General features: G+C 61.1%; 20 protein-coding genes and 2 pseudogenes. 13 read left to right on the top strand and 9 right to left on the bottom strand.

Going from position 1 to position 23,377, the window contains the following annotated elements; translation table 11 throughout:
- The first annotated feature begins 298 nt into the window (after positions 1-298).
- From PSQ40_RS07475 to PSQ40_RS07435, 9 genes and pseudogenes are all read left to right on the top strand, one after another.
- Positions 299-1,636 carry an AAA family ATPase gene (locus tag PSQ40_RS07475; protein ID WP_273950220.1) on the top strand — a complete coding sequence of 446 codons (1,338 nt, stop codon included), beginning with the start codon at positions 299-301 and terminating at the stop codon, positions 1,634-1,636.
- Entirely contained in the window at positions 1,633-2,295 is a 663-nt protein-coding gene (locus tag PSQ40_RS07470) for a hypothetical protein (protein ID WP_273950218.1), read from the top strand. The genes PSQ40_RS07475 and PSQ40_RS07470 overlap by 4 nt, the downstream gene beginning before the upstream one ends.
- A gap of 138 nt (positions 2,296-2,433) precedes the next feature.
- Positions 2,434-2,751, top strand: coding sequence for a DUF1153 domain-containing protein (locus tag PSQ40_RS07465; RefSeq protein WP_273950216.1), 318 nt, complete (start codon positions 2,434-2,436; stop codon positions 2,749-2,751).
- Entirely contained in the window at positions 2,748-2,987 is a 240-nt protein-coding gene (locus PSQ40_RS07460) for a hypothetical protein (protein WP_273950214.1), read from the top strand. The genes PSQ40_RS07465 and PSQ40_RS07460 overlap by 4 nt, the downstream gene beginning before the upstream one ends.
- 118 nt (positions 2,988-3,105) lie before the next feature.
- The gene (locus PSQ40_RS07455) at positions 3,106-3,513 is read left to right on the top strand and encodes a hypothetical protein (RefSeq protein ID WP_273950212.1); all 408 of its coding nucleotides are present in this window, start codon (positions 3,106-3,108) and stop codon (positions 3,511-3,513) included.
- 18 nt (positions 3,514-3,531) lie between these two features.
- Positions 3,532-5,111 (top strand): IS3 family transposase gene (locus PSQ40_RS07450; protein ID WP_273950210.1). Its coding sequence is split into 2 segments (ribosomal slippage): positions 3,532-3,973 and positions 3,973-5,111, totalling 1,581 coding nucleotides; the frame shifts between segments, so codons are not numbered across the junction.
- A gap of 31 nt (positions 5,112-5,142) precedes the next feature.
- Positions 5,143-5,757, top strand: a pseudogene (locus tag PSQ40_RS07445) (transposase); the annotation flags it as partial.
- 17 nt (positions 5,758-5,774) lie between these two features.
- Positions 5,775-5,894 (top strand): integrase core domain-containing protein, encoded by a 120-nt coding sequence (locus PSQ40_RS07440; protein ID WP_273950208.1) that lies wholly within the window; start codon positions 5,775-5,777, stop codon positions 5,892-5,894.
- Between the two features lie 195 nt (positions 5,895-6,089).
- Positions 6,090-6,308: pseudogene (locus PSQ40_RS07435) on the top strand (IS3 family transposase); the annotation flags it as partial.
- A gap of 82 nt (positions 6,309-6,390) precedes the next feature.
- Here PSQ40_RS07435 and PSQ40_RS07430 read toward each other — a convergent pair.
- The 6 genes from PSQ40_RS07430 to PSQ40_RS07405 all read right to left on the bottom strand — a co-directional run bounded on the left by PSQ40_RS07430 (position 6,391) and on the right by PSQ40_RS07405 (position 14,618).
- Positions 6,391-7,479 (bottom strand): DNA adenine methylase, encoded by a 1,089-nt coding sequence (locus PSQ40_RS07430; protein WP_273950206.1) that lies wholly within the window; start codon positions 7,477-7,479, stop codon positions 6,391-6,393.
- 47 nt (positions 7,480-7,526) lie between these two features.
- Positions 7,527-8,861, bottom strand: coding sequence for a hypothetical protein (locus PSQ40_RS07425; protein WP_273950204.1), 1,335 nt, complete (start codon positions 8,859-8,861; stop codon positions 7,527-7,529).
- Between the two features lie 2 nt (positions 8,862-8,863).
- Complete coding sequence (locus tag PSQ40_RS07420; RefSeq protein WP_273950202.1) at positions 8,864-10,372, bottom strand: DGQHR domain-containing protein; 1,509 nt, start codon at positions 10,370-10,372, stop codon at positions 8,864-8,866.
- Between the two features lie 1,115 nt (positions 10,373-11,487).
- On the bottom strand, positions 11,488-12,777 hold the full coding sequence (locus tag PSQ40_RS07415; RefSeq protein WP_273950200.1) for a GGDEF domain-containing protein: 1,290 nt from the start codon (positions 12,775-12,777) through the stop codon (positions 11,488-11,490).
- Positions 12,778-12,966: 189 nt separating this feature from the next.
- Positions 12,967-14,127 (bottom strand): patatin-like phospholipase family protein, encoded by a 1,161-nt coding sequence (locus PSQ40_RS07410; protein WP_273950198.1) that lies wholly within the window; start codon positions 14,125-14,127, stop codon positions 12,967-12,969.
- Positions 14,128-14,342: 215 nt separating this feature from the next.
- Positions 14,343-14,618 (bottom strand): HU family DNA-binding protein, encoded by a 276-nt coding sequence (locus tag PSQ40_RS07405; protein ID WP_273950195.1) that lies wholly within the window; start codon positions 14,616-14,618, stop codon positions 14,343-14,345.
- 345 nt (positions 14,619-14,963) lie between these two features.
- Here PSQ40_RS07405 and PSQ40_RS07400 point away from each other — a divergent pair, with 345 nt between their 5' ends.
- Positions 14,964-16,196, top strand: coding sequence for a multidrug effflux MFS transporter (locus PSQ40_RS07400; RefSeq protein ID WP_273950193.1), 1,233 nt, complete (start codon positions 14,964-14,966; stop codon positions 16,194-16,196).
- 459 nt (positions 16,197-16,655) lie between these two features.
- Here the strand turns inward: PSQ40_RS07400 and PSQ40_RS07395 are convergent, their stop codons facing one another.
- Both PSQ40_RS07395 and orn read right to left on the bottom strand, forming a co-directional pair.
- Complete coding sequence (locus tag PSQ40_RS07395; protein WP_273950191.1) at positions 16,656-18,605, bottom strand: DEAD/DEAH box helicase; 1,950 nt, start codon at positions 18,603-18,605, stop codon at positions 16,656-16,658.
- Positions 18,606-18,964: 359 nt separating this feature from the next.
- Positions 18,965-19,531: an oligoribonuclease gene (orn, locus tag PSQ40_RS07390; protein ID WP_273950190.1), complete on the bottom strand. Its 567-nt coding sequence runs from the start codon at positions 19,529-19,531 to the stop codon at positions 18,965-18,967.
- Between the two features lie 37 nt (positions 19,532-19,568).
- Here orn and PSQ40_RS07385 point away from each other — a divergent pair, with 37 nt between their 5' ends.
- Genes PSQ40_RS07385 through rsgA form a run of 3 tightly spaced genes read left to right on the top strand, consistent with a single transcriptional unit; the run spans position 19,569 to position 22,173 of the window.
- The gene (locus PSQ40_RS07385; protein ID WP_273950188.1) at positions 19,569-20,846 is read left to right on the top strand and encodes a M48 family metallopeptidase; all 1,278 of its coding nucleotides are present in this window, start codon (positions 19,569-19,571) and stop codon (positions 20,844-20,846) included.
- Positions 20,847-20,886: 40 nt separating this feature from the next.
- On the top strand, positions 20,887-21,222 hold the full coding sequence (locus PSQ40_RS07380; protein WP_273950186.1) for a 4a-hydroxytetrahydrobiopterin dehydratase: 336 nt from the start codon (positions 20,887-20,889) through the stop codon (positions 21,220-21,222).
- A gap of 18 nt (positions 21,223-21,240) precedes the next feature.
- On the top strand, positions 21,241-22,173 hold the full coding sequence (gene rsgA, locus PSQ40_RS07375) for a ribosome small subunit-dependent GTPase A (protein ID WP_273950184.1): 933 nt from the start codon (positions 21,241-21,243) through the stop codon (positions 22,171-22,173).
- 85 nt (positions 22,174-22,258) lie between these two features.
- Here the strand turns inward: rsgA and hisC are convergent, their stop codons facing one another.
- A complete protein-coding gene (hisC, locus tag PSQ40_RS07370) occupies positions 22,259-23,344 on the bottom strand; it encodes a histidinol-phosphate transaminase (protein WP_273950181.1) in 1,086 nt (361 codons plus the stop codon).
- Between the last annotated feature and the right edge of the window lie 33 nt (positions 23,345-23,377).

Below are 23,377 nucleotides of genomic sequence, written 5' to 3'. Positions count from 1 at the left end.
CACGCAGCCCCATCGAACCGGCGTAAAAGGCCGTCGAATTCCGTCATCTGAAATGGGTGGGGAATCAGCCGCGGGGCAGCATCAGGCTTTGCGCTGCCCAGGGTCGGCAGAGCCGTTAAAAGAGGCCTATTTAGACCGAGGGCGCGGCGGGGTCTCGACCGCGCGCCATCGGTCTTGACGCGGAGAGGTTTGAGCCCCGCATATCTGATGTATTCTTTTGCCCGTGGCTGGACGTGGGCTCAAGCCAGGGACTGGCCCGATAGTGGTCGACCCAAATTTTTAGCGAAAGAAGCAACGCATGCTCGAGACCATCCGTCTGAAGAATGTGGGACCAGTACCCCAGTTGGCGATGGATTTTGCCCCTCGGCTGAATCTGATAACAGGGGATAACGGCCTCGGAAAAAGCTTCCTTCTTGACCTAGCATGGTGGACGCTGACCCGAACATGGGCGCGAGAAACGATCATTCCTCTCCCAGGATCTAAGGCGGAAATATTCTTTAGGTATACCAAAAAGACGCAGCCGCCTTACGAGTTCAAGAGTACCTACGACGCAGGACGCACCAGATGGACTGTGAAACAGAGTCGACCGGCAATCCCTGGTCTCATCCTGTATGCCCAGGTCGATGGAGGCTTCTCGGTTTGGGATCCGATGCGTAACTATTGGACTGACGATGCACCGGACAGGCCAAATGCATTCTTGTTCAAGCCGGATGAAGTCTGGCGAGGCAACGAGTTCTGCAAGGGATTGCTTGACGATTGGGCCCTCTGGCAAGCTGGCAACGACATGTCCTTCAAAGTCCTTAAACAGGTCCTCGGAGCGCTGTCTCCATCTGCAGATGAGTTGCTGATCCCCGGTGATCTTCGCAAGCTTTCTGTTAAAGACCCGCAGCGGTATCCAACACTGCGAATGCCCTATGGAGAGGATGTCGCGGTCATACATGCGTCGGCTGGCATGCGGCGGGTCATCGCGCTGGCTTATCTGCTTACCTGGGCCTGGCAGGAGCACGTCGAAAGCGCCAAACTACGCAGTGAGAACCCAACTCGCGAGATCATTTTTTTAGTGGACGAAATCGAAGGGCACCTACACCCCCGGTGGCAGCGCTGCATTGTGCCCGCACTGCTTAAAGTGATGGATGTTCTGACAAGCTCGCACAACTCTAAAGTTCAATTGATAACAGCGACGCACTCGCCTCTGGTCCTGGCATCGGTCGAGTCGGAGTTCGATGCCGAAAAGGATACTTGGTTCGACCTCGACCTTGAGCAGAAGCAAGTGACTCTCCGAAAGCGCCCCTATTTTCCACGTGGCGAAATAGGTAACTGGTTGGTGAGTGAGGCCTTCGATCTTAAGGAGCCACGCTCGCTGGAAGGAGAGCAGGCGATAAGGGCAGCGCAGGCAGTGCTGGATGAGTCCAAGCCCACGACAAAGGCTATCGAGGCTGCAGACAAAGGCCTTCGGCGGGCAGGAATACCTGACATCGATCCCTTCTGGGTGTCCTGGGGCTATTTCATGCAAAAGCACAAACTTGATAAAAGTGAGGTCGTGCGCGCTGCTAACTCCCCCCCCCTTAAGAAAGCGCGCGCCACTAAGCCCACAATCAAGGCGATACGCCCCACAAAGCCGGGAGCCAAGTCTTGATTGGACTGAAGCTAGCAAAGGAACCGGCGCTCTTTGATTCGCGCATCCGAAACCGAGGCTTATCCGCTATCGACGAAATGGTCGGCAGGCCTCCGCGAGTCAAACACCCCGGGCGTGGGCGCAAAAAAATTGCTGCCGTGGAGACTGACATCCCGCCAGAGAAGTTTCCGGCCTTCTGGCGCGAAGCAATCGACGACATGATGACTTTGTACGAACATCGCTGTTCCTATCTCGCGATGTATATCGAAGAGACTGGCGGGCCAACGGTTGATCATGTGATCCCGAAGTCGGTAGCTTGGAACCTTGTATACGAGTGGAAGAATTACCGGCTATGTGCCGGCGTCGTCAATGCTCATAAGGGCGCGCTCTTAGGGCTGGTGGACCCGATGGAAGCAAAAGTTGGATGGTTTGCCTTAGATCTCATTCTTTATCGGATCGTCCGTGGAGCAACTGCACCTAACGACCGCCACGACCAAATTGATAGGACGCTTCCCATGTTGAACACGCGCGATTGCTGCGCTCAGCGCCGCCGGTATGTTGAAGAATACCGGCGAGGCCCAGGCGCCAAAGGCATCGACATTACCTATCTGGAACATCGAGCGCCCTTCATAGCGACAGAACTTCGCAGACAGGGACAGCTTGTTCGCGGAGATGTTTAAAGAAGGCCGCTGAAAAACTGGGCGATCACAGCTGATGGTCAACCGAATGGGAAATTCCCCACGATCAACTCCCCCTTCGGCGCCCTGTATTGACCCAGAACTTTCCTGCTCAGGTGTTATCGTTGAAAGGAAACACAGATGAGCACCCTGATGGAAGACGACATCAAGCGTTGGACGGCCAAGAGAAAGACGGCCCTGGTCCTGGACATCATTCAAGGCAAGACCACGGTCGCAGAGGCCAGTCGGGCCTACGACCTCAACCCATCTGAGGTTGAACAGTGGGTCGATGAGGGCAAGCGCGGCATGGAGAACGCCCTGCGCAGCAAACCCTTGGAGATCAAAGAGCAGTACGAACGCCAGCTCAGCGATCTGCAGCAAGCCTACGGCGAAGCCATGTTGGAGCTGCGTGCTCGAAAAAAGCTGGCCTCCCTGCTGGGCAACGAGGACGAGAAATGATCCTCAGCCTTCAGCAGGGATTGGCCGAAGACGGGATTGCGGTCAGCCTGGTCAAGCTGTGCCAGTGGTTCCAGATTCCACGACGCACGGTGTACTACCGCAGTACCAAATCAGCGCCCAAGGTTCAGGAACACCTGGTTCAGCCCATCAATGCGTATTTCAGCCCATCGTGGACGACATTTCAGGTTGATGGTGGACGGGATTTCAGCGTAGTCGTGGACGGCGTTTCAGTCTGATCGTGGACGCTGTTTCAGCGCCATCGTGGACGATTAGGGGTTGCGCGCAGGTGATTTTTGACCGGGATAGGCTGGCCGTTTTTTGCGGTTCCAGTCAATGCCAACAAACAGAGTCACCATGCGCCGTATCCGAGAGGCATTACGCCTGCACCTGCAGGCAGGGTTGAGTTACAACGAGGTGGGCCGCGCGCTCAAGATCTCCAAGAGCGTGGTTGGCAAGTACGTCTCGCTGGCCAAGGTGGCTGGCGTCGATTGCACCGTGGCCGACGGCCTGGATGACGTTGAGCTGGAGTCACGCCTGTACCGTCCGGCGGTACCCCGGGCGAGCCACCAACTGGCTCCCGACTTCGCCCTCGTTCACCAAGAACTCAAGCGACCCGGCGTCACACTGATGCTGCTTTGGGAGGAGTACGCCACCGGCAACCCACTGGCCTACAAGTACACCAGCTTTTGCGTCAAGTACCGCGAGTTCCCCCCGTGTCAGATTACTTGTCGCCTCCTTAAAACCATAGAAACTAGGGGGTGAGGACGATGAGAGAACGACGTGGCCCGATACGGACAAGACTTCAAGAACAAGGCGTTGGCAAAGCTGTTGCCACCCGAGAGCGCCCCACTGGACCAAGTGGCAGCCGAGGTCGGAGTGAGCGCCTCCACCCTGGAGCGTTGGCGCAGTGATGCGTTGAACCAGCCCCGCAGTGACAGCAAGGTTTGGAGCGCTGCTGCCCGCTTTGATGCCCTGCTGACCACAGCCGCCATGGACGAGGCTGCCAAGAGTGCCTGGTGCCGAGCCAACGGAGTGCTGCTGCACGACCTGCAACTGTGGCGGCAAACCGCAGCCCCGTCGCTGGCCGACCCTCAGGATCAACGGGCCAGCCCTTCACAAACCGCCCAGGACCGGCGCCGCATCAAAGAGCTCGAGCGCGACCTGCGTCGCAAAGAGAAAGCCTTGGCAGAAACCGCAGCCTTGCTGGTGCTGTCAAAAAAGTTAGAGACGATCTTCCAAAAGGACAGAGACGAGGACGAATGACCTCGCTTGAAGATCGTCAACAGATGTCTGAACTCATCACCCAGGCCTGCAACGCCGGGGCCCGACTGGCCCTGGCCTGCGAGCTGTGCGGCCTGAGCGAACGCACCCTGCAGCGCTGGCGAAGCCGGGCAACAGGAGCCACGCTGGGGTGCGACCAACGCCCCCATGCCCAACGCCCCAGCCCCTCACACGCCCTCAGTGCCGCTGAGCGCGCCGAACTGCTGCGAGTGGCCAATGAGCCGCGCTTTGCAGACCTGCCACCTGCGCGCATCGTTCCCCTGCTGGCCGACGAAGGCCGTTACTTGGCCAGCGAATCGAGCTTTGCGCGGGTGCCGCGTCAGGCTGGGCAAAACGCCCACCGCAGCCGATCCCGAGCACCGAGAGCGCAACGACCACCGACCACGCACATCGCCACAGCACCAGGCCAGGTCTGGTGCTGGGACATGACCTACCTGAGCGCCACGGTGGCTGGGCGTTGGTTTTACCTGTACCTGATCGTGGACCTGTACAGCCGCAAGGTCGTGGGCTGGGAAGTTCACGCCGAAGATGATTCGGACCACGCGGCCCGCCTGGTGCAGCGCACGGCCTTGGCCGAAGGGATTGCCGCCAAAGACAGCAAACCCGTGCTGCACGGCGACAACGGCGCCACGCTGAAAGCCACAACGGTGCTGGCCATGCTGCACTGGCTGGGGGTCAAACCCTCTTACTCGCGGCCCCGGGTGAGCGACGACAACGCGTTTGTGGAGGCGCTGTTCAGAACGGCCAAATACCGCCCCGAATACCCCAAGAGCGGGTTTGCGGAGCTGAGGGACGCGCGGGCCTGGGCTGCGAGGTTCGTGCATTGGTACAACCTGGAGCACCGCCACAGCGGGATTCGATACGTGACGCCAGCGCAGCGCCACAGTGGGCAGGACGTGGCGATATTGAAGCGCCGCGATGAGCTGTACCAGCAGGCCCGCCAATGCCATCCGGCTAGGTGGGCGAGACACACCCGAAACTGGGATCACATTGCGGTGGTCAAGCTCAATCCGGAGAGGGACTCAGAAGCTATCAGCACGACGGCACCAGCACTGGATAAAGCGCCTCGGCGCGCATGAATTAGGCGACAACTACCTTGACACGCACCGTTACCTGTACCTGATCGTGGACCTGTACAGCCGCAAGGTGGTGGGCTGGGAGGTTCACGCCGAAGATGATTCGGACCACGCGGCTCGCCTGGTGCAGCGCACGGCCTTGGCCGAAGGGATTGCCGCCAAAGACAGCAAGCCCGTGCTGCACGGCGACAACGGCGCCACGCTGAAAGCCACAACGGTGCTGGCCATGCTGCACTGGCTGGGGGTCAAACCCTCTTACTCGCGGCCCCGGGTGAGCGACGACAACGCGTTTGTGGAGGCGCTGTTCAGAACGGCCAAATACCGCCCCGAATACCCCAAGAGCGGGTTTGCGGAGCTGAGGGACGCGCGGGCCTGGGCTGCGAGGTTCGTGCATTGGTACAACCTGGAGCACCGCCACAGCGGGATTCGATACGTGACGCCAGCGCAGCGCCACAGTGGGCAGGACGTGGAGATATTGAAACGCCGCGATGAGCTGTACCAGCAGGCCCGCCAATGCCATCCGGCTAGGTGGGCGAGACACACCCGAAACTGGGATCACATTGCGGTGGTCAAGCTCAATCCGGAGAGGGACTCAGAAGCTATCAGCACGACGGCACCAGCACTGGATAAAGCGCCTCGGCGCGCATGAATTAGGCGACAACTACCTTGACACGCACCGACGCCAGCCGAGTGATTGCTGACTGGATCAGTTGGTACAACCATCGGCGCCCTCACCAGGCGCTGAAAATGAAAACCCCCGCTGAGGCTTATGCGTTAGCGGCTTGACCTGTGCAGAAAGTGCTGGGTCAATACACCAGTTGCCAGCGGCGTTCGAGCACTTCAATGAGGTTCATCCCCATTCGGGCTTGAAGATGCGCTCACCGCGTGAATTCAGGCAACATCGTCAGCGCCTGGGCCAGTCAAACGGCCAGGCGCTCAATTGCGAATAGACCGTGTCCGGTCATACGGGGGCAATTCCACAGCATGAGTCGTGCGGGCGAGGTGTGGGCCAACTCGGCAATGGAGAGCTTCTTCAGTTCAATGAAGACGGAACGAATTGCCAGGAAGGTCTACCGCAGCCGAGAGCAGGCCCGGGCGGATGTGTTCGATTACATCGAGCGCTTCTACAACCCCAGGCGGCGTCATTCGACGCTGGGCTACGTCAGTCCGATACAGTTCGAGAAAGCTCAAGAAGCTTAGGTTGGTGTCCACTGAACCGGCAGCAGCCCAACAAGCGCCCTCTTGACCAGAGTTGGTCACCAAAGCGCAGACAAGGCCATGCTCACTTTGGCGCTAAATGCAAAACGAGTTCAGTCGCTGACTTACGTGCAGTTCTCGTTACTGCGTTGCCGCCCAGAGTACTAAACAGAGAAGCTATTTTCTTCGTTTTCACGTTGAAGTATTGGTCGGAAATCGCCTCGACCAACTCACCAGACAAGCCATTTGATGCATCTCCAGACGGAAATGTCACGATCGCTTCAGCACCAACTGCAGCTATGCTAAGCATTAATGCATCAAATGCTTCAGCCGACTGGGTAATTAGTGAAAACAACGACTGAGGGCGCTCACTCAAATCTGGATACCGACCGATCCCAGTAACCGGCCCAACTGTACCCAATGCAATTGCTTCCAATACATGATAAAAACGGCTGTATTGAACCTCCGAATAGGGTGGATCAACAAAGGCCAAATCTCGCTCTGTCAAGAATTCAGTCAATGCCAAAGCATCCTTTTGGTAGGCTTGCCCCTTCACCTTGGCTTTGCAAAGCGCTAAGCGCTGCAAAGTGACGTTGGTATTGTCTGAAACATCCCGATTCCATGCAGCAGCGAGGTGAGGCAAAGCAGAATCTTTAGTGCTAAAAGGCTGCGCAGTATGCCCAGGCGAAGCTGAACACGAGCTGGCTGCATCAATCAAAGCTGCCAAGGCTGGCGTATCGTGTTTGTCTGGCAAGCTTGACCGAAGTGCGTCGATCGCCAAGGCTTGCGCAGGACTGAAGTAGTAGCCCCCATAGGCCCTAGCGATCGGGAAGCACTCTGGCAGCTGTGCGCAATAAGCGCGAGATTGCTCAACCGCAACCCGCCATTTGCCCAGCTCTTCATCAAGCCCAGGAAGCTGAGGTGGCGGGGCCAATTGGTCAAGCTTACCCAAGAGCCACACATTGCGCCGATTAATCCATTGACACCACACCGCGGCAGCATCAAAAGCCCCAACCTGCTCGACCTGTGACGCGGCCATGACTACGGCATATTTTTGCAAGTCACCCGCAAATACAGGAATGCTGTACTTCTGAGCCACGTGACCTGCTACAGAGGCACTGCCACAAAAAAGATCGTAGAACCCTGTCTTTTGGGGCACCAGCGTATCAAGCATCAAACCCAGGCCATTGCGAAGCATCGACCGCTTGGACCCCATATATTTCACGAGACAAAACTCCACTGAACAACGCGCTCGGCTTGCGCAAGCAAATGTGGCTTTATTCTAACATTATTAATCAAATCAGCAAGCCCGGCATTACCCCTCTCGATTACATTATTCATATCCTGAACAGCAATCGCGCAATCCTCGTAATAATCCGATCTTGGATTCGGCACGCCATCAGCGCCGGAAACTAAACCTTGCTTGTTCGCTAAATCATTCAACCAGAATTCCAACTCTGTGTCTTTTCCGGCGTCATGAAGAAGATTCTTTGTCATTCCAGTCGCGATCCGCAGCAGGAGTGTCGCTCGGGCCAAAGCCGGCCGCGGCGTGCTAGGCGCAGGATTAGGATCACTTGCATATGTCAACAATGGATGATCAGGAGCAACTGCATCAACAATAAAATCTCGGGAAATATTCCCGATAGTTGGCTCGGCAGAAATTATTCTGTCATATGCAAGACTTAGTTCGTTTTCAACATTCAGATCCGTAAAATTACCAAGACCAAGACTAGCCTCAAGCTGCATTTTGGCGATCTTTCTCAAAGCAACTCGAATGATATATTTATCAATCTCCATGAAGTCCGCGCCTGGAGTTGGCCTAAGAGCATCCCAAAGCGCCGATACCCATGCAGTGCTCTCATTCATAAATGAGTAGTGTGGCGTAACCAAATGAGGATTGTAACTACAGCGATTTCGAAAGCTTTTATCGGCAGATGAAGTCTCAAGATCATATATCCACTCTTTTATCCATGTTGCTGATCCGGCCGAAAATCCACTCCCAGGAAACCCAAGATTGACGATCTCCTGTATAGGCACCCCGAAAACACTAGTAGCAGAAGCGATTTTGGCGCTGATGCTTTCCGAGGATTTTGCAAACAAAGCGAGTGCCAGCCAAACCATTACGTGTGTTGGTTGTTTAACTGCCAAATGAACAACCCCTCCGGCGTCTATTACGCAGTTCCACTTATCAAATGCACCGCACCCTGATGCAGACAATATAGATTGCGCAGCACGTAGTTCGGCATAGTACGCAAAATGCCACGAGGAATGCGCATCCCCAAGCAAATACGCATTAAGAGCCCGAGACAAGTAACTCCAGCCATCAGCGCAGTGTGTAGGAGCAGCTGCAGCAAAATACACAGCCAGATCAGGCCCTGAAATAGGGTTACTTCCACTTGGTTTATGTGTATTATCAATTCCTGACGCAGCTGGATGCCCAGGCGGCAGCCACTGATTATTTCCAGTTAAATTAATCCCCGCCAGGGCATCTACGACCGCTGCCCGATTCGCCTGCAGAAGAACAGCCTCTTCAGAAGGATTCAGAGAGATTGCCATATTTACAGCCTCTCGCTAGAAATAATTTGAGAGGCAGTCACCCCCAAAACACCTGCATCACCAGCAAGGAAGCCAAGTAACTCAGTACGAATACGACTATAGCCACCAGTTCCACGGAGTGCCGATTTCATCAGTACCTCTTGATCTGACAAGCCTGGCGCATCACTGGAACGCCAATCGAATTCGGCAATTTTAGAGACTGCGCGAGATATTTCACCAATGAAAGAATATTTCATTAATTCAGCGATGCATGCACTCACATCTTCAGAGCGTGTCTCACCGACATCGACAGAATCACTAATCCATTCATCCAACTTCAAATCAGCACAAGCCCTGAACAGAACATCATTCAAGACCAGACAAAAACCTCGAACACCCTGCTCTTGATTTAACAATGTTTTCGGACCAGAGAATGCCAAATCATGATTATCACCAAAATCCAATTGACCACCTTCGACAGTCCGAAGAGGTTCAGCCCAACCATGTTTAATCTCAGAAACAGCATCGCGTAGAATTTTCCACAAGAGGATCAAAAAAGCAGCTTGCTGTGGACGACTCCAACGCAGAGGACCTTGGGTTGTTGAAAGATTAGCAGAAAATAGTCCTTTCCGGCTTCTGCCTGCGCCGGGACTCAAGAAGGAGTTATATACCGCCTGAACCCAGCCAGACTGCGTCACCCAGCCAGACTTTCGTTCGCCAAGCATGTTTACACGACCTCGCCACGGACTACTCTCATGGCGATAAAGAAGATCCACCAACTCTTGCGCCCGAGCTTCTCGATAAACGTGAACAGATGAAACTCTTTCGAGCCAATCTTGAGTTCTCAACAATGGGAACAAGTCGTAGGCATGACTAGGATTTATTTTCTTAGGCGAGACATTGATAGACCAAAATAAATATGCCTGCCATCCAATATCCAAACCATGAAACGCCACGACAGGCAATTCAAAATCGTCCGGCAAGTCCGAATCGTCGCCAAACGCAAACAAACGATGCTGACCATCGATTACCTCGATTGGCGGTAGCCCTTTGGGCTCCCATCCCACCTCATCGATTCCTTCTGGCAAATAAATCTCTGCACTCCCTGCAGTTGAGACAACGTCTAAAGCATCAGAGGAATCGAGCACTTTTTTTCGACGCTCATCCCCAGACTTTAAAAAATTTACCACAATAGCAGTTGGAAGCCAGCCAGGCTTCTTTAGCGAGTCAGAATCTGGATCAGCTTTTTGCCGTTGAGATAGATCACCAAAGGGATACCCATTCCTGACGTATTCACGAATCTTTTGCGAGCGGTCTTTTTCATGAAGTCTCTGAATGCCAGAAGCATCAGCACCATCACGCCTACGAACATAAACACCCGACAACTTGCGAAGTTGCTGGGCAGACATAGAAAAAACTAAAAGCTTCTCTGGCGGTTGGCGTCGCTGATTTTCCTCAGGAAAGGAAAATTGACTCCAATCAGCAAGCCACTGCTTGCAAAAAATTGCTGGGATCTTTTTCTTGTCTGACATAACGGCTCCTTTACATCGTTCTATGCATAGTGCTTAATATTCTTGCTCTCCCTGAGCCAGACCTCACAGCCACCATGTTGCAGTTGGCAGTGTAAAGCGTCCATGCAAGCGCCGATTGGAGTGGCCATAGGCCCGGCTAACAGGCTTGGCTCAAGCACCAAGGCACTAGATGCAGCCAGTACGCCGCGAGCCACTAGTCACGGTCGTCAAACCAAGCAACCGGCGTCTGGGCCAGCTTATCCAACAGGCACAGCCCAGCCAAGACACCCAACACTCAGGCACGCTTTTACGTCTGTTTCGCCACCAGCGAACGCACCCTTCGGGTCACCGCCCGGTCTTCGTATGTTGCTGCGTGGGAATTGACCAAAGGAGCGGTGTCTTCTGACGAAAGGGATTCGGCGGACCAAGGTGTAAAACCGATTCCGATAAGACTGTTGCCGGTCGAATGTGCCGAGGTGATTGGCATGGCCGAGCGCGAGTCGCAGAACATGTCCGTCGAGAACAGCCTATCGGTCCCAAACAGGCACGCCTTCGCCACTTCACCGACCATCTTGATCACGCTGACCAGTGAGTAAGCCTCGCCTTGGTAGTGACACAGCCATGGATCGGTACCGCCATCTCGCGTAGCAGCCAGGTGCCACCCAGAGCACACTACAGACAGCAGCAAGCCAACACTCAACATGCCTAAAAAAAGCATGCGCACCACCCTGACTTCGGGCCGGCATCGGTATCACCAACTTTTGAATGTTGGTGACGGCATCCCCCGACACCACCTGGCCGGCATCCCGGCGAATCTCTACGCTCCGACTCAAAATCATCTCCTGGCTCGAAGCGAGCGCCGTTGGCTCGCTGCACCGGAAGATCATCTGTTCATTTGCGTTTCTTTGCCTCTTAATCCGTAGGTCGAGTGTTCGAGTCACTCAGGACCCATCAATCACAAGCCCTCAAGGCACCGCAAAGTCTGCCATTCTAACGAATGCGGGCTTTGTTCTTTTCAGCCTCGGCCAAGGTCACGCCCAGCGCACAAACAAAAAACAAACAGGCCCTGGATTCCCCCCCACTGAAGTCGAAGGCAACGCCAGACCGCCCCGCCTTCAGCCAACAGCGGCAAACCGTCAGAACACCCGGCGCAGTGCGCCAGACCCAGCGGCTTGCAAGGGCTCAGCCCAAGACGCGTCAAACGCCCCGGTGTGCACCACCTGCACCTGATTGCGCCCCATGGACTGGGCCAGGTACAGGGCCTCATCGGCGCGCCGGATCAAGGCGTCCAAGGCCTGGCGCGTGACGAGCGCCACCTCACTGGGCACCCAAGCGGTGGCCACACCCACCGAGGCCGACAAAGCCACCGAGGCCGGCGCCGCCTGCGTCCAGGCCAGGCCCACCGGCGCGGGCAAGGCCAGGTCCTGGCTGGCCACAGACTGGCAGATCCGGCTGGCCACGCCATGGACCTCGGTCTCATCACAGTGGGGCAGCAGGACACAAAACGAGTCAGCGCCCCAACGACACGCCACATCAGGATCGCGCAAAGCCCGCAACAACTGCGTCGCCACCTGCTGCATCACCGCGTCGCCAGCTTCGCGCCCATGGGCCTCGCTGAGGCGCTGAAAATGATCCACTTCCAGGCGCAGCACCGAGTAGACCGAAGCGTGCGCCAGGTGAGCCAAGGCCTGCTCGGCAAAGGCCTGCTGCGTGAGCACGCCCGTGACCCGGTCCAGCCGGGAGCGCGCCAACGCCGCATCGCGCCGCTGCTGCATCAGGACCGCGAGGAACCCGAGGCTGGCGCCACCAATGATCAGGTGGGTCAGCCACAAGCTGATGACCTGCACCTGGTGGTCGGCCAGCGGCCGCACGGCCAGGGCACCGCCCCCGAACACCAGCACCGCGAGGCGGGACGCGACAAAGAAAACGCAGACCAGCAGCAGCACCCCAATCAAGGTCCAGCCCGCCACGCTGGAGCGGATGCGGCGGTGCTGCAACAACACCACGATCGAGCCCATGGCCGTCGCCAGGATGGCCAGGGCAATGGTCACCACCGCCCAGCCATGGGGGGCGCCCAAAAAATAAACCCAGCCCACGCCACTGACCCCGGCCCCAAATTGGCCCACCGACCAGCCCCAGGGAATGGAGCGCCCCACCAAGATCCAGATGGCGTTGAGAAACAGCACGCTGCACAACACCGCCAGGGCGTTGCCCAGCAAGAAGTCGATCCAGCCCCGCCCCGCGGTACCGGCCGACCAGCAGACAAAGGCGGCCGCCATCGACAGCAGCGTGGCCGCCCACACCCGGGTCGCGCGGGCATTGACGGCCGCGGCACGGCCCAAGCCATAGGTGGTGATGGCCAGCAGCAGGGCCCAGACCACGGCACTCAATCCCAAAGTGCTGGGCTGCAGGTTCAACAGGTTCATGGTGTGACAGCCAGGCGGTGCCGAACTCGCGGCGCCAGGCGCCTGGCGACGGCGCTCAAGAGGCTCAAAGTCCGCGATTTCACCACACAAGACCGGTGACCGCCCGGGCTGGGGTCAAAGCCTGCGTGGGCGTGCGGCCGCGGCAACACCACGACCCGTGTCGGTACTGTACCGTACCGTCAAATGCCGTCACGCGCGGGGCGTCGCGGCAGGCCAGACGCCCTCGGCATCGCGGTTGAGGTCGTACACCGCCACACCGTGATCGGGCTCGCTGCGCTCGAGCCAGTCGGGGTGGTTGAGGGTGTTGAGCATGTCGCGTCGACCTGCCGCCCAGTGCTCCAGCACCGTCGAGCGCGAGAACTCGTAGTCCTTGGACTCCTGCTCGTACCGGCTTTGGCGGTAGATCAGGTGCACGATGTCCACATGGCTTTGCTGGCAGCGCGCCGCCAGTTGCTGCACCTCGGGCTCCTGACGCACCGCTTCGGGCAGGCGCTGGAGCAGGCTGTGGATCAGCTGCCGGTCGCGCTGCAACTGGGCCGCCTGGTCAGTGTTGAAGCGGGTGCGGCTGGAATACATGATGTCTTTCTGCCGCGACAAGGCCTCGCCCAGCGTCTGTGGCAGGGCACCACGCGCGCTGAACAGGTCCACCTGCGCCACCAGCAGGCGCCCCGGTCCGCGCTGGTCCAGCACGTACTGCAGCGGGGTGTTGGAGACAATGCCGCCATCCCAATAGGCCTCGCCATCGATCACCACCGGCGCGAAGGCGGGTGGCAAAGCCCCGCTGGCCATGATGTGCTCGGGCCCGATGCGCTGCTGCCGGTTGTCGAAGTACACCGAGTTGCCCGTGCGCACATTCACCGCCCCAACCGACAGGCGAATGCCGCCCTGGTTGATCAAGTCGAAGTCGATCAGCGCCTCCAGCGTCTGCCGCAGCGGCGCGGTGTCGTAATAACTCAGGGCCCCGTCGCTGCCGGGCCACTGCCAGGCCGGTGGCCACAGACGGGGGGCGTAAAAACCGTTGACCCCCACGGTCGCCGAAACCGCGGCACTGAACTGGTGAAAAGCCGCACGCTGCGGATCCATCCAGGGGAACACCGTGCTCACATGCGAGGACACCCGCTCCCAAAAGGCCCGCAAACGGGCCACGCGGCGCTCGGGTGGGTTGCCGACGATCAGCGCGGCGTTGATGGCCCCGATCGAGATGCCCGCCACCCAATGCGGCTCGTGGGGCAACTCGGCAATGGCTTCAAAGACGCCGGCCTGGTAGGCCCCCAAGGCGCCTCCGCCTTGCAGCACCAAAGCGATGTGCTCATGGTCCAGCTTCAGTCTGGTTCCCGGTGTTTGACTCACGAGACGGTCCTTGTTGGGTCGGTGGGGCCACAGCAGCCCCCATGCCGAATGAACGAATGCCACTTCCGCACCCCGCCGGGCCAGGCCATCGGCAGACGCGGATTCACCCCGCATGATGACAAAAGGGCTGCCCCAAGGCAGCCCTTTCAAAAGTAAAGTCCGGTCGCGTCAGGTCTTTGTCAGTCCCTCGGCCGGACCTCGCTGCCCGGCAGCGATCAGGCCGCCAGCGCGTCCTTGAGGGCCTTGCCCGGCTTGAAGCGCGGGGCCTTGGCGGCGGCGACTTCGATGGCTTCGCCGGTGCGCGGGTTGCGGGCGGTGCGGGCAGCGCGCTCGGTCACCACGAAGGAGCCGAAACCCAGGATGTTGACGGCTTCGCCTTGTTGCAGTTGCTCGGTGATGGTCTGAATGACCGAGTCCAAAGCGGCTTGGGCTTGCACCTTGCTCAGGTCGGTGTCCAGGGCCAGCTTGGCGATCAGTTCTGTCTTGTTCATGTGATTCTCAAAATATGAGGCGCCTCGGCCTCGGGTGGTCAAGGGGCGGATTGTAGGGAAACGGCCAAGCGCTTGGACGCTTCAGGGGCCAGAAATTGCACAGTCGGGGCCGAAAGACTGAAAAATAAGGCTTTTGAGCCCGCCTTCAGGCCAGCTTCTGCCCACCCAGACGCGCCAGACCCGGCCCCCAGCGCCGCCCCGCCCGGGGGCCAAACCCGCCTAAGACCGCGTTGGCCGCTGTCCCCAACGCCGCGCGCCGCACGCCCAAAAGGCAGCTCGCCGCATAATGACCGGTTGCGGCGCGACACGCGCCAGCCCCCCGCCCCGAAAGCTGCCGAGACCCCCATGCACCCCCACGCACAAACCCTTTGGACCGCGCCGCGTTGGGCGCTGGCCATCTTATTGGCCGTGCTCGGGATGCTGGGCCCATTCTCCATCGACACCTACATCCCGGCGTTCACGGGCATCGCACGGGCCCTGGGCGCCACACCGGTCGAGATGCAGCAGACCCTCTCGGCCTACCTGTTTGGCTTTGCCTTCATGAACCTGTTCCATGGCGCGCTGGCGGACAGCTTTGGGCGCCGCCCTGTGGTGCTGTGGGGCATCGCCGTGTTCACCCTCGCCTCGGCCGGGTGTGCGCTGTCGCAAAGCATTGGGCAGTTGGTGTTCTTCCGCGCACTGCAAGGCCTGTCCACCGGGGCCGGCACGGTGGTGTCGCGCGCGGTGATCCGCGACCTGTTCGAGCCCGCCGAAGCCCAGCGCATGATGAGCCAGGTGACGATCTTCTTCGGCGTGGCCCCGGCCATCGCCCCGATCATCGGCGGCTGGCTGTTCGTGCACCTCGACTGGCACAGCATCTTCTGGTTCCTGACGGCGGTGGGCGTGCTGCTGTGGACCGCCAACTTCCGCCTGCTGCCCGAAACCCTGCACCCCAGCGAGCGCCAGCCGTTTCAGGTGCGCAACCTGATGGCGGGCTACCTGCAGCTGGGGGCCAGCCCACGCTTCCTGCTGCTGGCCCTGGCCAGCGGCGTGCCCTTCAATGGCATGTTCCTCTACGTGCTGTCGGCCCCCGCCTTTCTCGGTGATCACCTGCACCTGGCGCCCACCCAGTTTTTCTGGTTCTTCATCCTGACCATCTCGGGCATCATGGCCGGCGCCTGGTGCAGCGGTCGGCTGGCCGGGCGCATCGCCCCCAAGCGCCAGATCCGACATGGCTTTGTGATCATGCTCAGCGTCTCGGTGCTCAACCTGGTGGCCAACGCGCTGTTCCCGGCGCAGGCGTGGTGGGCCCTGCCGCCCATCGCCGTCTTTGCCTTCGGCTGGGCCCTGATGGTGCCGGTGGTGACCCTGCTGGCCCTCGACATCCACCCCGAACGCCGCGGCATGGCCTCGTCGATGCAGGCCTTCATCGGGTCGGCGGCCAACGGCCTGGTGGCTGGGGTGATCGCGCCGCTGGTGATGGAGTCCACGCTGCTGCTGGCCCTGACCTCGCTGCTGATGATGTCGCTGGGCCTGGTGGCCTGGATCTGGCTGCACCACCGTTGGCCGGAGATCGGCCAGCACGCCAGCGGCGGCTGACACGCGGCGAGGCACCGCCCCCACTCGGCCCGCCCCACCCACCACCGCGCCGCCCGCAGCCCAGGGCCCGAGCCCCACACCAAGCCCACCCGAGCACACCCAAGCCAGCCGTCCGTGCGGCCCCGCCAGCCCCGTCAGCCCCGGCCCGAGGCGATGGGACCGCGCTTGCCATGAGCTGCCATGCCATGCCATGCCATCGCGTGATGGTGACATGGCGTACTCGCCCCCCCCCCCCAGGCCGTTCGCCGCACTGGACTCCGCCGGGCTGGTCTGCGCTGAACAAGGTTGCGCCAAGCCACGCCAACCGACTCCCCCGATGGGCGCCGTCCGCACTGGCCCAGCGCCCCTCAGGCGAAAAAAAAGCGCAGGCCCCAAGAAGGGGCTTGCGCTTTGTCTGACAGCAGTCAGCCGCCAGGCCTCAGCCTGGCCGCGACCGGTCCGAGCTGGTCGGAGCCGGGCTCAACGGGCCGGACGCTTGCCGTGCGGCACGTAAGGACGCGGACCGGCGCCTGCCGGGGCGTGACGCGGGCCAGCCGCGGGCTTGCGGGCGGCGAAATCACCGCGCGGGGCACCCGCGAAGGCTTCGCGCTGCTCACGGTCACGGCGGGGGGCGCCCACGTCACCGAAACCGGCCTTGCGGCCGTAGCCTTGGCTGTCGCGATGGGGTTCACGGCGACCGCCGAAGCTGTCACCCTGGCCCTGGAAGCCATCGGCGCGGAACGGACGCTGAGCGCCACGGTCGCCGCCGCGGTCCTGACCGCCGAAGCCGCCACCGAAACCACCGCCAAAACCACCGCCGTTGCCGCCGAAGCCACCGCGGTCACCCCGGTCGCCGCCACGCGGGCCACCGAAACCACGGTCACCACCGCCGCCGAACTTGCCGCCGCGCGGACCGTAGTCACGCTCGCCGCCACGGCCGCGGCCACCAAAGTCACCGCGCGGGGGACGGCTGTCCTGGAAGCGCTGTTGCGGCTCCATGCCCGGGATCACTTCGGCCTTGAAGGTTTGCTTGCTGTAGCCTTCGATGTCGAAGATCTTGCGGCGATCGCGGAATTCGGCAAAGGTCACAGCCAGGCCATCGCGGCCGGCACGGCCGGTGCGGCCAATGCGGTGGGTGTAGTCCTCGGCCTTCATCGGCAAGCCGAAGTTGAAGACGTGGGTGATGGTGGGCACGTCGATGCCACGGGCCGCCACATCGGTGGCCACCAGGATTTGCACCTGACCACTGCGCAGGGCCATCAGGCGGCGGTTGCGCAGACCCTGGCTCAGGGCACCGTGCAAGGCGACGGCCGAGAAGCCTTCTTGTTGCAGGTCGGTGGCCAGGCCGTCGCATTCCACCTGGGTGGACGCGAACACGATGGCTTGGTCGATGCTGGTGTCACGCAGCCAGTGGTCCAGCATCTTGCGCTTGTGCTGGGCGTTGTCGGCCCAGAACAGCACTTGCTTGATGTTGGCGTGCTTCTCTTGCGGCGAATCGATCTGCACGCGTTGCGGCTCGCGCATCACGCGGGCAGCCAGTTGCTGGATACGGGGCGCGAAGGTGGCGCTGAACATCATGGTTTGCTGACGTTGGATGGTCAGTTGGTTCAGCTCGGCCAGGTCGTCCGAGAAGCCCAGGTCCAGCATGCGGTCGGCTTCGTCCACCACCAGGAACTGCACTTGTTCGAGCTTGATCTGCTGCGAGCGCTGCAGGTCCAGCAGGCGACCCGGGGTGGCCACCACGAGGTTGGCGTTCTGCAGCTTGGCGATCTGCAGCTGGTAAGGCATGCCGCCCACCACGTTGGCCACGCGCAGACCACGGCAGTGCTTGACCAGCTCGATGGCGTCGTGGGCCACTTGCTGGGCCAGTTCGCGGGTCGGGCACAGGATCAGGGCGCCGGGGGTGGCGGCCTTGAAATTGCGGGCGTTGGTTGGGTCCTTGCGCTTGGGGCGCTTGGGGGCGGGTTCGCCACGGGCGGCGGCTTCGGCCACGGCGCGGTCGAACTCGGCACGGGCGTCGGCTTCGGCCTGGGCTTGTTGCTGGATCAGGGTGTGCAGCACAGGCAGCAGGAAGGCGGCGGTCTTGCCGCTGCCGGTCTGGCTGGACACCATCAGGTCGGTGTAACGGGTGGTCTGGCCTTCGATCGGGGCCACGGGCAGGGCCAGCGGGATCACCTTCGATTGCACGGTGGTCGGGTCGGTGTAGCCGAGGTCGGCCACGGCCTGCACCAGCTCAGGGGCCAGGCCCAGCTTGACGAAGCCGTTCGGGGCGGCGGGGGCGGCGGCTTCCACCGCGACGTCGGCGTCAGCGGCGGTGTCGGCCACGGGCTGGGCCAGCACTTGTTCAGCGGCTTGGGCCACGGCAGCGGCGATGGAAACAGGGGATTGGGCAGGCGCGAATTCGCCCTGCACTGCAAGAGTGTCGGTCATGGTATTTTTTCTCACACGAATGCTCCGCCAGCGTGGCCGGCGGACGCTTCGTCAATGGTTAAACAACATCAACCATCAAACGAAGCCTGAGCCATCTGGGCGTCACGAGGACGATGGCACGGGTGGGCGTTTGCTGCGAATTTGGGCAGTTTGGTTTTCACCGAACTGGGCGGGGGTCTTTTTCAGTCAACTGAAAAAGCACCTGGACGCCTGACCACAACCGCAAGCCCTGGAGTGAAGGGAGATGCACATATGCGCTCAACAACGAGCGCAGCCTTGGATTATCACCCGTCTAGGGTTTTCCCGCAAGCCCCCTGTCGAGAAAGGGGCGCGAAAAACCGCCGCACCGGGCGGCGGCGTCACAGCTTGATGAAATGCTCGCGGTAATGGGCCAGTTCATCGATGGACTCGTGCACATCGGCGAGCGCGGTGTGCTTCTGGGCCTTCTTGAAGCTGCTGTAGACCTCGGGCTTCCAGCGCTTGGACAGCTCCTTCAAGGTGCTGACATCAAGGTTGCGGTAATGGAAGAAGGCCTCCAGCTTGGGCATGTACTTGACCAGGAAGCGGCGGTCCTGGCCGATGGTGTTGCCACACATTGGCGACACACCCTTGGGCACGTAGCGGCACAGGAACGCCAGCAACTGGGCTTCGGCTTCGGCCTCGGTGGTGGTGGACGCCTTGACCTTGTCGATCAGGCCGCTGCGCCCATGCGTGCCTTTGTTCCACGCGTCCATCTTGTCGAGCTGGGCATCGCTTTGGTGAATCACGAACACCGGGCCTTCGACGCGGGATTCCAGGTTCGGTCCCGTGACCACCACGGCAATTTCGATCAGGCGGTCGACCTCGGGCTCCAGGCCGGTCATTTCGCAGTCCAGCCAGACAAGGTTCTGGTCTGATTTGGTGAGAGGGGCAATGGTTTCGGACATGGAGCGCATTGTCGCCGATGGCCTAAACTCCGCCACCATGTCCCTTGCTGCCGAACCCCTGTCCCCATCCCTGCTGCTGACCGCACTGTTCGCCCTGGCCCTGGTGGCCAGCGTGCTGACGCGCTTCTGGCTGGCGTCCCGCCAGATGCGCCATGTGGCGCAACACCGCGGCGCGGTGCCCGTGGCGTTCCAGGCCCAAATTTCGCTGGCCGCCCACCAGAAGGCCGCCGACTACACCCTGGCCAAAACCCGCGTCGGCCTGCTCGAGCTGGCCTGGGGCACGGTGGTGCTGATGGGCTGGACGCTGCTGGGGGGCCTGGACGCCCTCAACCAGACCCTGCTGGGCGCCCTGGGGCCCAGCCTGTGGCAACAGCTGGCCCTGCTGGCCAGCTTTGCCGTGATTGGCGGCCTGATCGACCTGCCCTTCACGCTCTACCAGACCTTTGTCGTGGAGGAGCGTTTTGGCTTCAACAAGATGACGCTGGGCCTGTGGCTCGGTGACTTGCTCAAGTCCAGCCTGCTCGGGGCCGTGATCGGCCTGCCGCTGGCAGCCCTGATGCTGTGGCTGATGGGCAGCACCGGCCGCTACTGGTGGCTGTGGGCCTGGGGCAGCTGGATGGCCTTCAACCTGCTGCTGATGGTGATTTTTCCGACCTTCATCGCGCCACTGTTCAACAAGTTCAAGCCGCTCGAGGACGAGACCCTCAAAACCCGCGTGAGCGCGCTGATGGCCCGCTGCGGCTTTGCCGCCAAGGGCCTGTTCGTGATGGATGGCAGCCGCCGCAGCGCCCACGCCAACGCCTACTTCACGGGTTTTGGCGCCGCCAAACGCGTGGTGTTTTACGACACCCTGCTGGCCAAGCTGTCGCCCGGCGAGGTGGATGCGGTGCTGGCCCACGAGCTGGGGCATTTCAAGCACAAGCACATCGTCAAGCGCATCGTCGGCCTGTTTGCGATGTCGCTGGCTGGCTTTGCCCTGCTGGGCTGGGCGTCGGGCCAGATCTGGTTCTACACCGGTCTCGGGGTGCGCCCTTCGCTGAGCGGGTCGAACGACGCCCTGGCCCTGCTGCTGTTCCTGCTGGCGGTGCCGGTGTTCAGCTTCTTCATCTCTCCGCTGTTCGCGCAACTGTCGCGCCGCCATGAGTTTGAGGCCGATGCCTACGCGGTGGCCCAGACCAGCGGCGCCGAGCTGTCCAGCGCCCTGCTCAAGCTTTACGAGGACAATGCCTCCACCCTGACACCGGACCCGGTGTTCGTGAAGTTCTACTACTCCCACCCGCCGGCCTCCGAGCGGCTGGCCCGCATGGCGGCGTGAGCGCCGCCCCCCTTTTTTTGCAACCCTTTCTGCCTGAACCATGAGCTCGATGCTGAAGAAAAAAGACTGGTCCCAACTGCCGCGCCGCGCGCTGAGCGCCACCGAGGTGGTGACCCGCCTGTCCACCCTGACGGGCTGGCAACTGAGCGGCGACGGCGCCGATGTGGCGATCGAGAAGACCTACACCTTCGCCAATTACCACGAGACCATTTCTTTTGTGAACGCGGTGGCCTTCATTGCCAACGCGCAAGACCACCACCCCGATCTTTCCGTGCACTACAGCCGCTGCGTGGTGCGCTTCAACACGCACGACGTGAAGGGCCTGTCGGAGACCGACTTTGAGTGCGCGACGCAAATCGACGCCCTGCTCGCATGACCCCGACCAAGGCCCCCCGTGAGTGACCGCCGCACCCTGCAAGAAGGCCTGGTCGTGGCCAGCCACGGCCGCCACTGTGTGGTGGAAAGCCCCGACGGTCAGCGCCGCATCTGCCACCCCCGCGGCAAGAAGAGCCAGGCCGTGGTCGGTGACCGCGTCAGCTGGTTGACGGCCACCCCGGGCCAGGGCGAAGAAGGCACGATCGAGAAGGTGCTGCCGCGCCGCAACCTGTTTTACCGCCAGGACGAAATCCGCACCAAGTCGTTTGCGGCCAACCTCGACCAGGTGCTGATCCTGGTCGCCGCGGAGCCCGAGTTCTCGGCCAGCCAGCTGTCGCGTGCCCTGATCGCCGCCGAGGCCGAACACATCACGCCCATCATCGGCTTGAACAAGGCCGATCTGGTCGACACCTTTGCGCGCGCCTGGGCCCGCCTGGCCCCCTACCGGCACATGGGCTACCAGGTCATGCCGCTGTCGCTCAAGGCCGAAGGCACGCGCGACCACGCGGTGCTGCTGCAGTTGCTGCAGGGCAAGAACACCCTGGTGCTGGGCCCCTCGGGCGCTGGCAAGAGCACCCTGATCAACCTGCTGGTGCCCGGCGCCCTGGCCGAGACGCAGGAAATCTCCCAGGCCCTGAACTCAGGCAAGCACACCACCACCAGCACCTCGTGGTACTGGGTGGATGCCGAGCGCCAAACCGGCCTGATCGACTCGCCAGGGTTTCAGGAGTTTGGCCTGCACCACATCGATCCCGCCCAGCTCGCGGCCTACATGCCCGACCTCAAGCCGCATGTGGCGCAGTGCAAGTTCTACAACTGCACCCACCTGCACGAACCCGGCTGTGGCGTGATGGCGGCGGTCAGCGCCGACGACCGCGCGGACGCCATCAGCGAACAGCGCTACAAGATCTACGGCGACCTGTTCGCCGAGCTCAGCCAGAGCCGCTACTGAGCGACGCACAAGCGACGCATGAGCCCCTGATGAGTCCCGACTGAGCCCGTCCTGAGCGGCTGCGGAGCCGCGCCGGCCCCTGGCCTCAGGCAGGCTGGGCCAGCAGGGCGCGCAAGGCGTCCACCAGGGCTTGGCATTGGTCGGGCGTGCCGACCGAGATGCGCAGGTACTGCTCGATGCGGGGCAGACGGAAATGGCGCACCAGCACCGCGCGCTCGCGCAGCCCCGCCGCCAGCCCACCCGCGTCACGCTGTGGGTGGCGCACAAAAATGAAGTTGGTCTGCGACGGCAGCACCTCAAAGCCCAGGTCCTCCAGCTGCAGGCTCAGGCCCTCGCGGCTGTCCATCACGGCCTGGCGGCAGCGGTCAAAGTAGGCCCGGTCCTCGTAGGCGGCCTGCGCCCCGGCCTGGGCCAACTTGTCCAGCGGGTAGGAGTTGAAGCTGTTCTTGATGCGCTCCAGCGCATCGATGAGGTGGCGCTGCCCCATCGCCACCCCAACCCGCAAGCCCGCCAGCGAGCGCGACTTGGACAGGGTGTGCACCACCAGCAGGTTGGGGTACTGCTCGATCAAGGGCACCGCGCTCTGGCCGCCAAAGTCCACATAGGCCTCGTCCACCAGCACCACCCGCTCCGGGTGCTGGCGCAGCAACTGCTCGATGTCGCGCAGCGGCAGTCCGATGCCCGTCGGGGCATTGGGGTTGGCCACCACCACCCCGGCCACGCGCTGGCCGGCCGGGGCTTGCAGGTCGGCCACCTGCAGGCGCAAGCCCTCACGCAAAGGCACGGTCAGGGCCTGGATGCCGTACAGCCCGCAGTAGACCGCGTAGAAGCTGTAGGTGATGTCGGGCATCAGCAGCGGCTGGTCAGCGTGCTGGAAGAAGGCCTGAAACGCGTGGGCCAGCACCTCGTCGGAGCCATTGCCCACGAACACCTCGCCCAGTTGCAGGCCATGGTGGCCCGCGATGGTGCGGCGCAGCGCCGTCGATTCGGGATCGGGGTAGCGCTCGAGGCCGCTGCGCACCGCCGCGTCCAGCGCGGCCAGCACGGCGGGCGACGGTGGGTAGGGGTTCTCGTTGGTGTTGAGCTTCACGAGATCGGGCACGCGCGGTTGTTCACCGGGCACATAGGGCTTGAGGGTGCCCACCACGGGGCTCCAGAAACTTGAGGTCATGCAGGCAGCGTCCTGTTCGGGCCTGTGACCCCG

This window comes from Curvibacter cyanobacteriorum (genome assembly GCF_028649475.1).
GTDB classification, from domain to species: domain Bacteria; phylum Pseudomonadota; class Gammaproteobacteria; order Burkholderiales; family Burkholderiaceae_C; genus Curvibacter; species Curvibacter cyanobacteriorum.
Note: the sequence above shows the minus strand (reverse complement) of the source record. Positions and strands in the feature narration are given on the sequence as shown.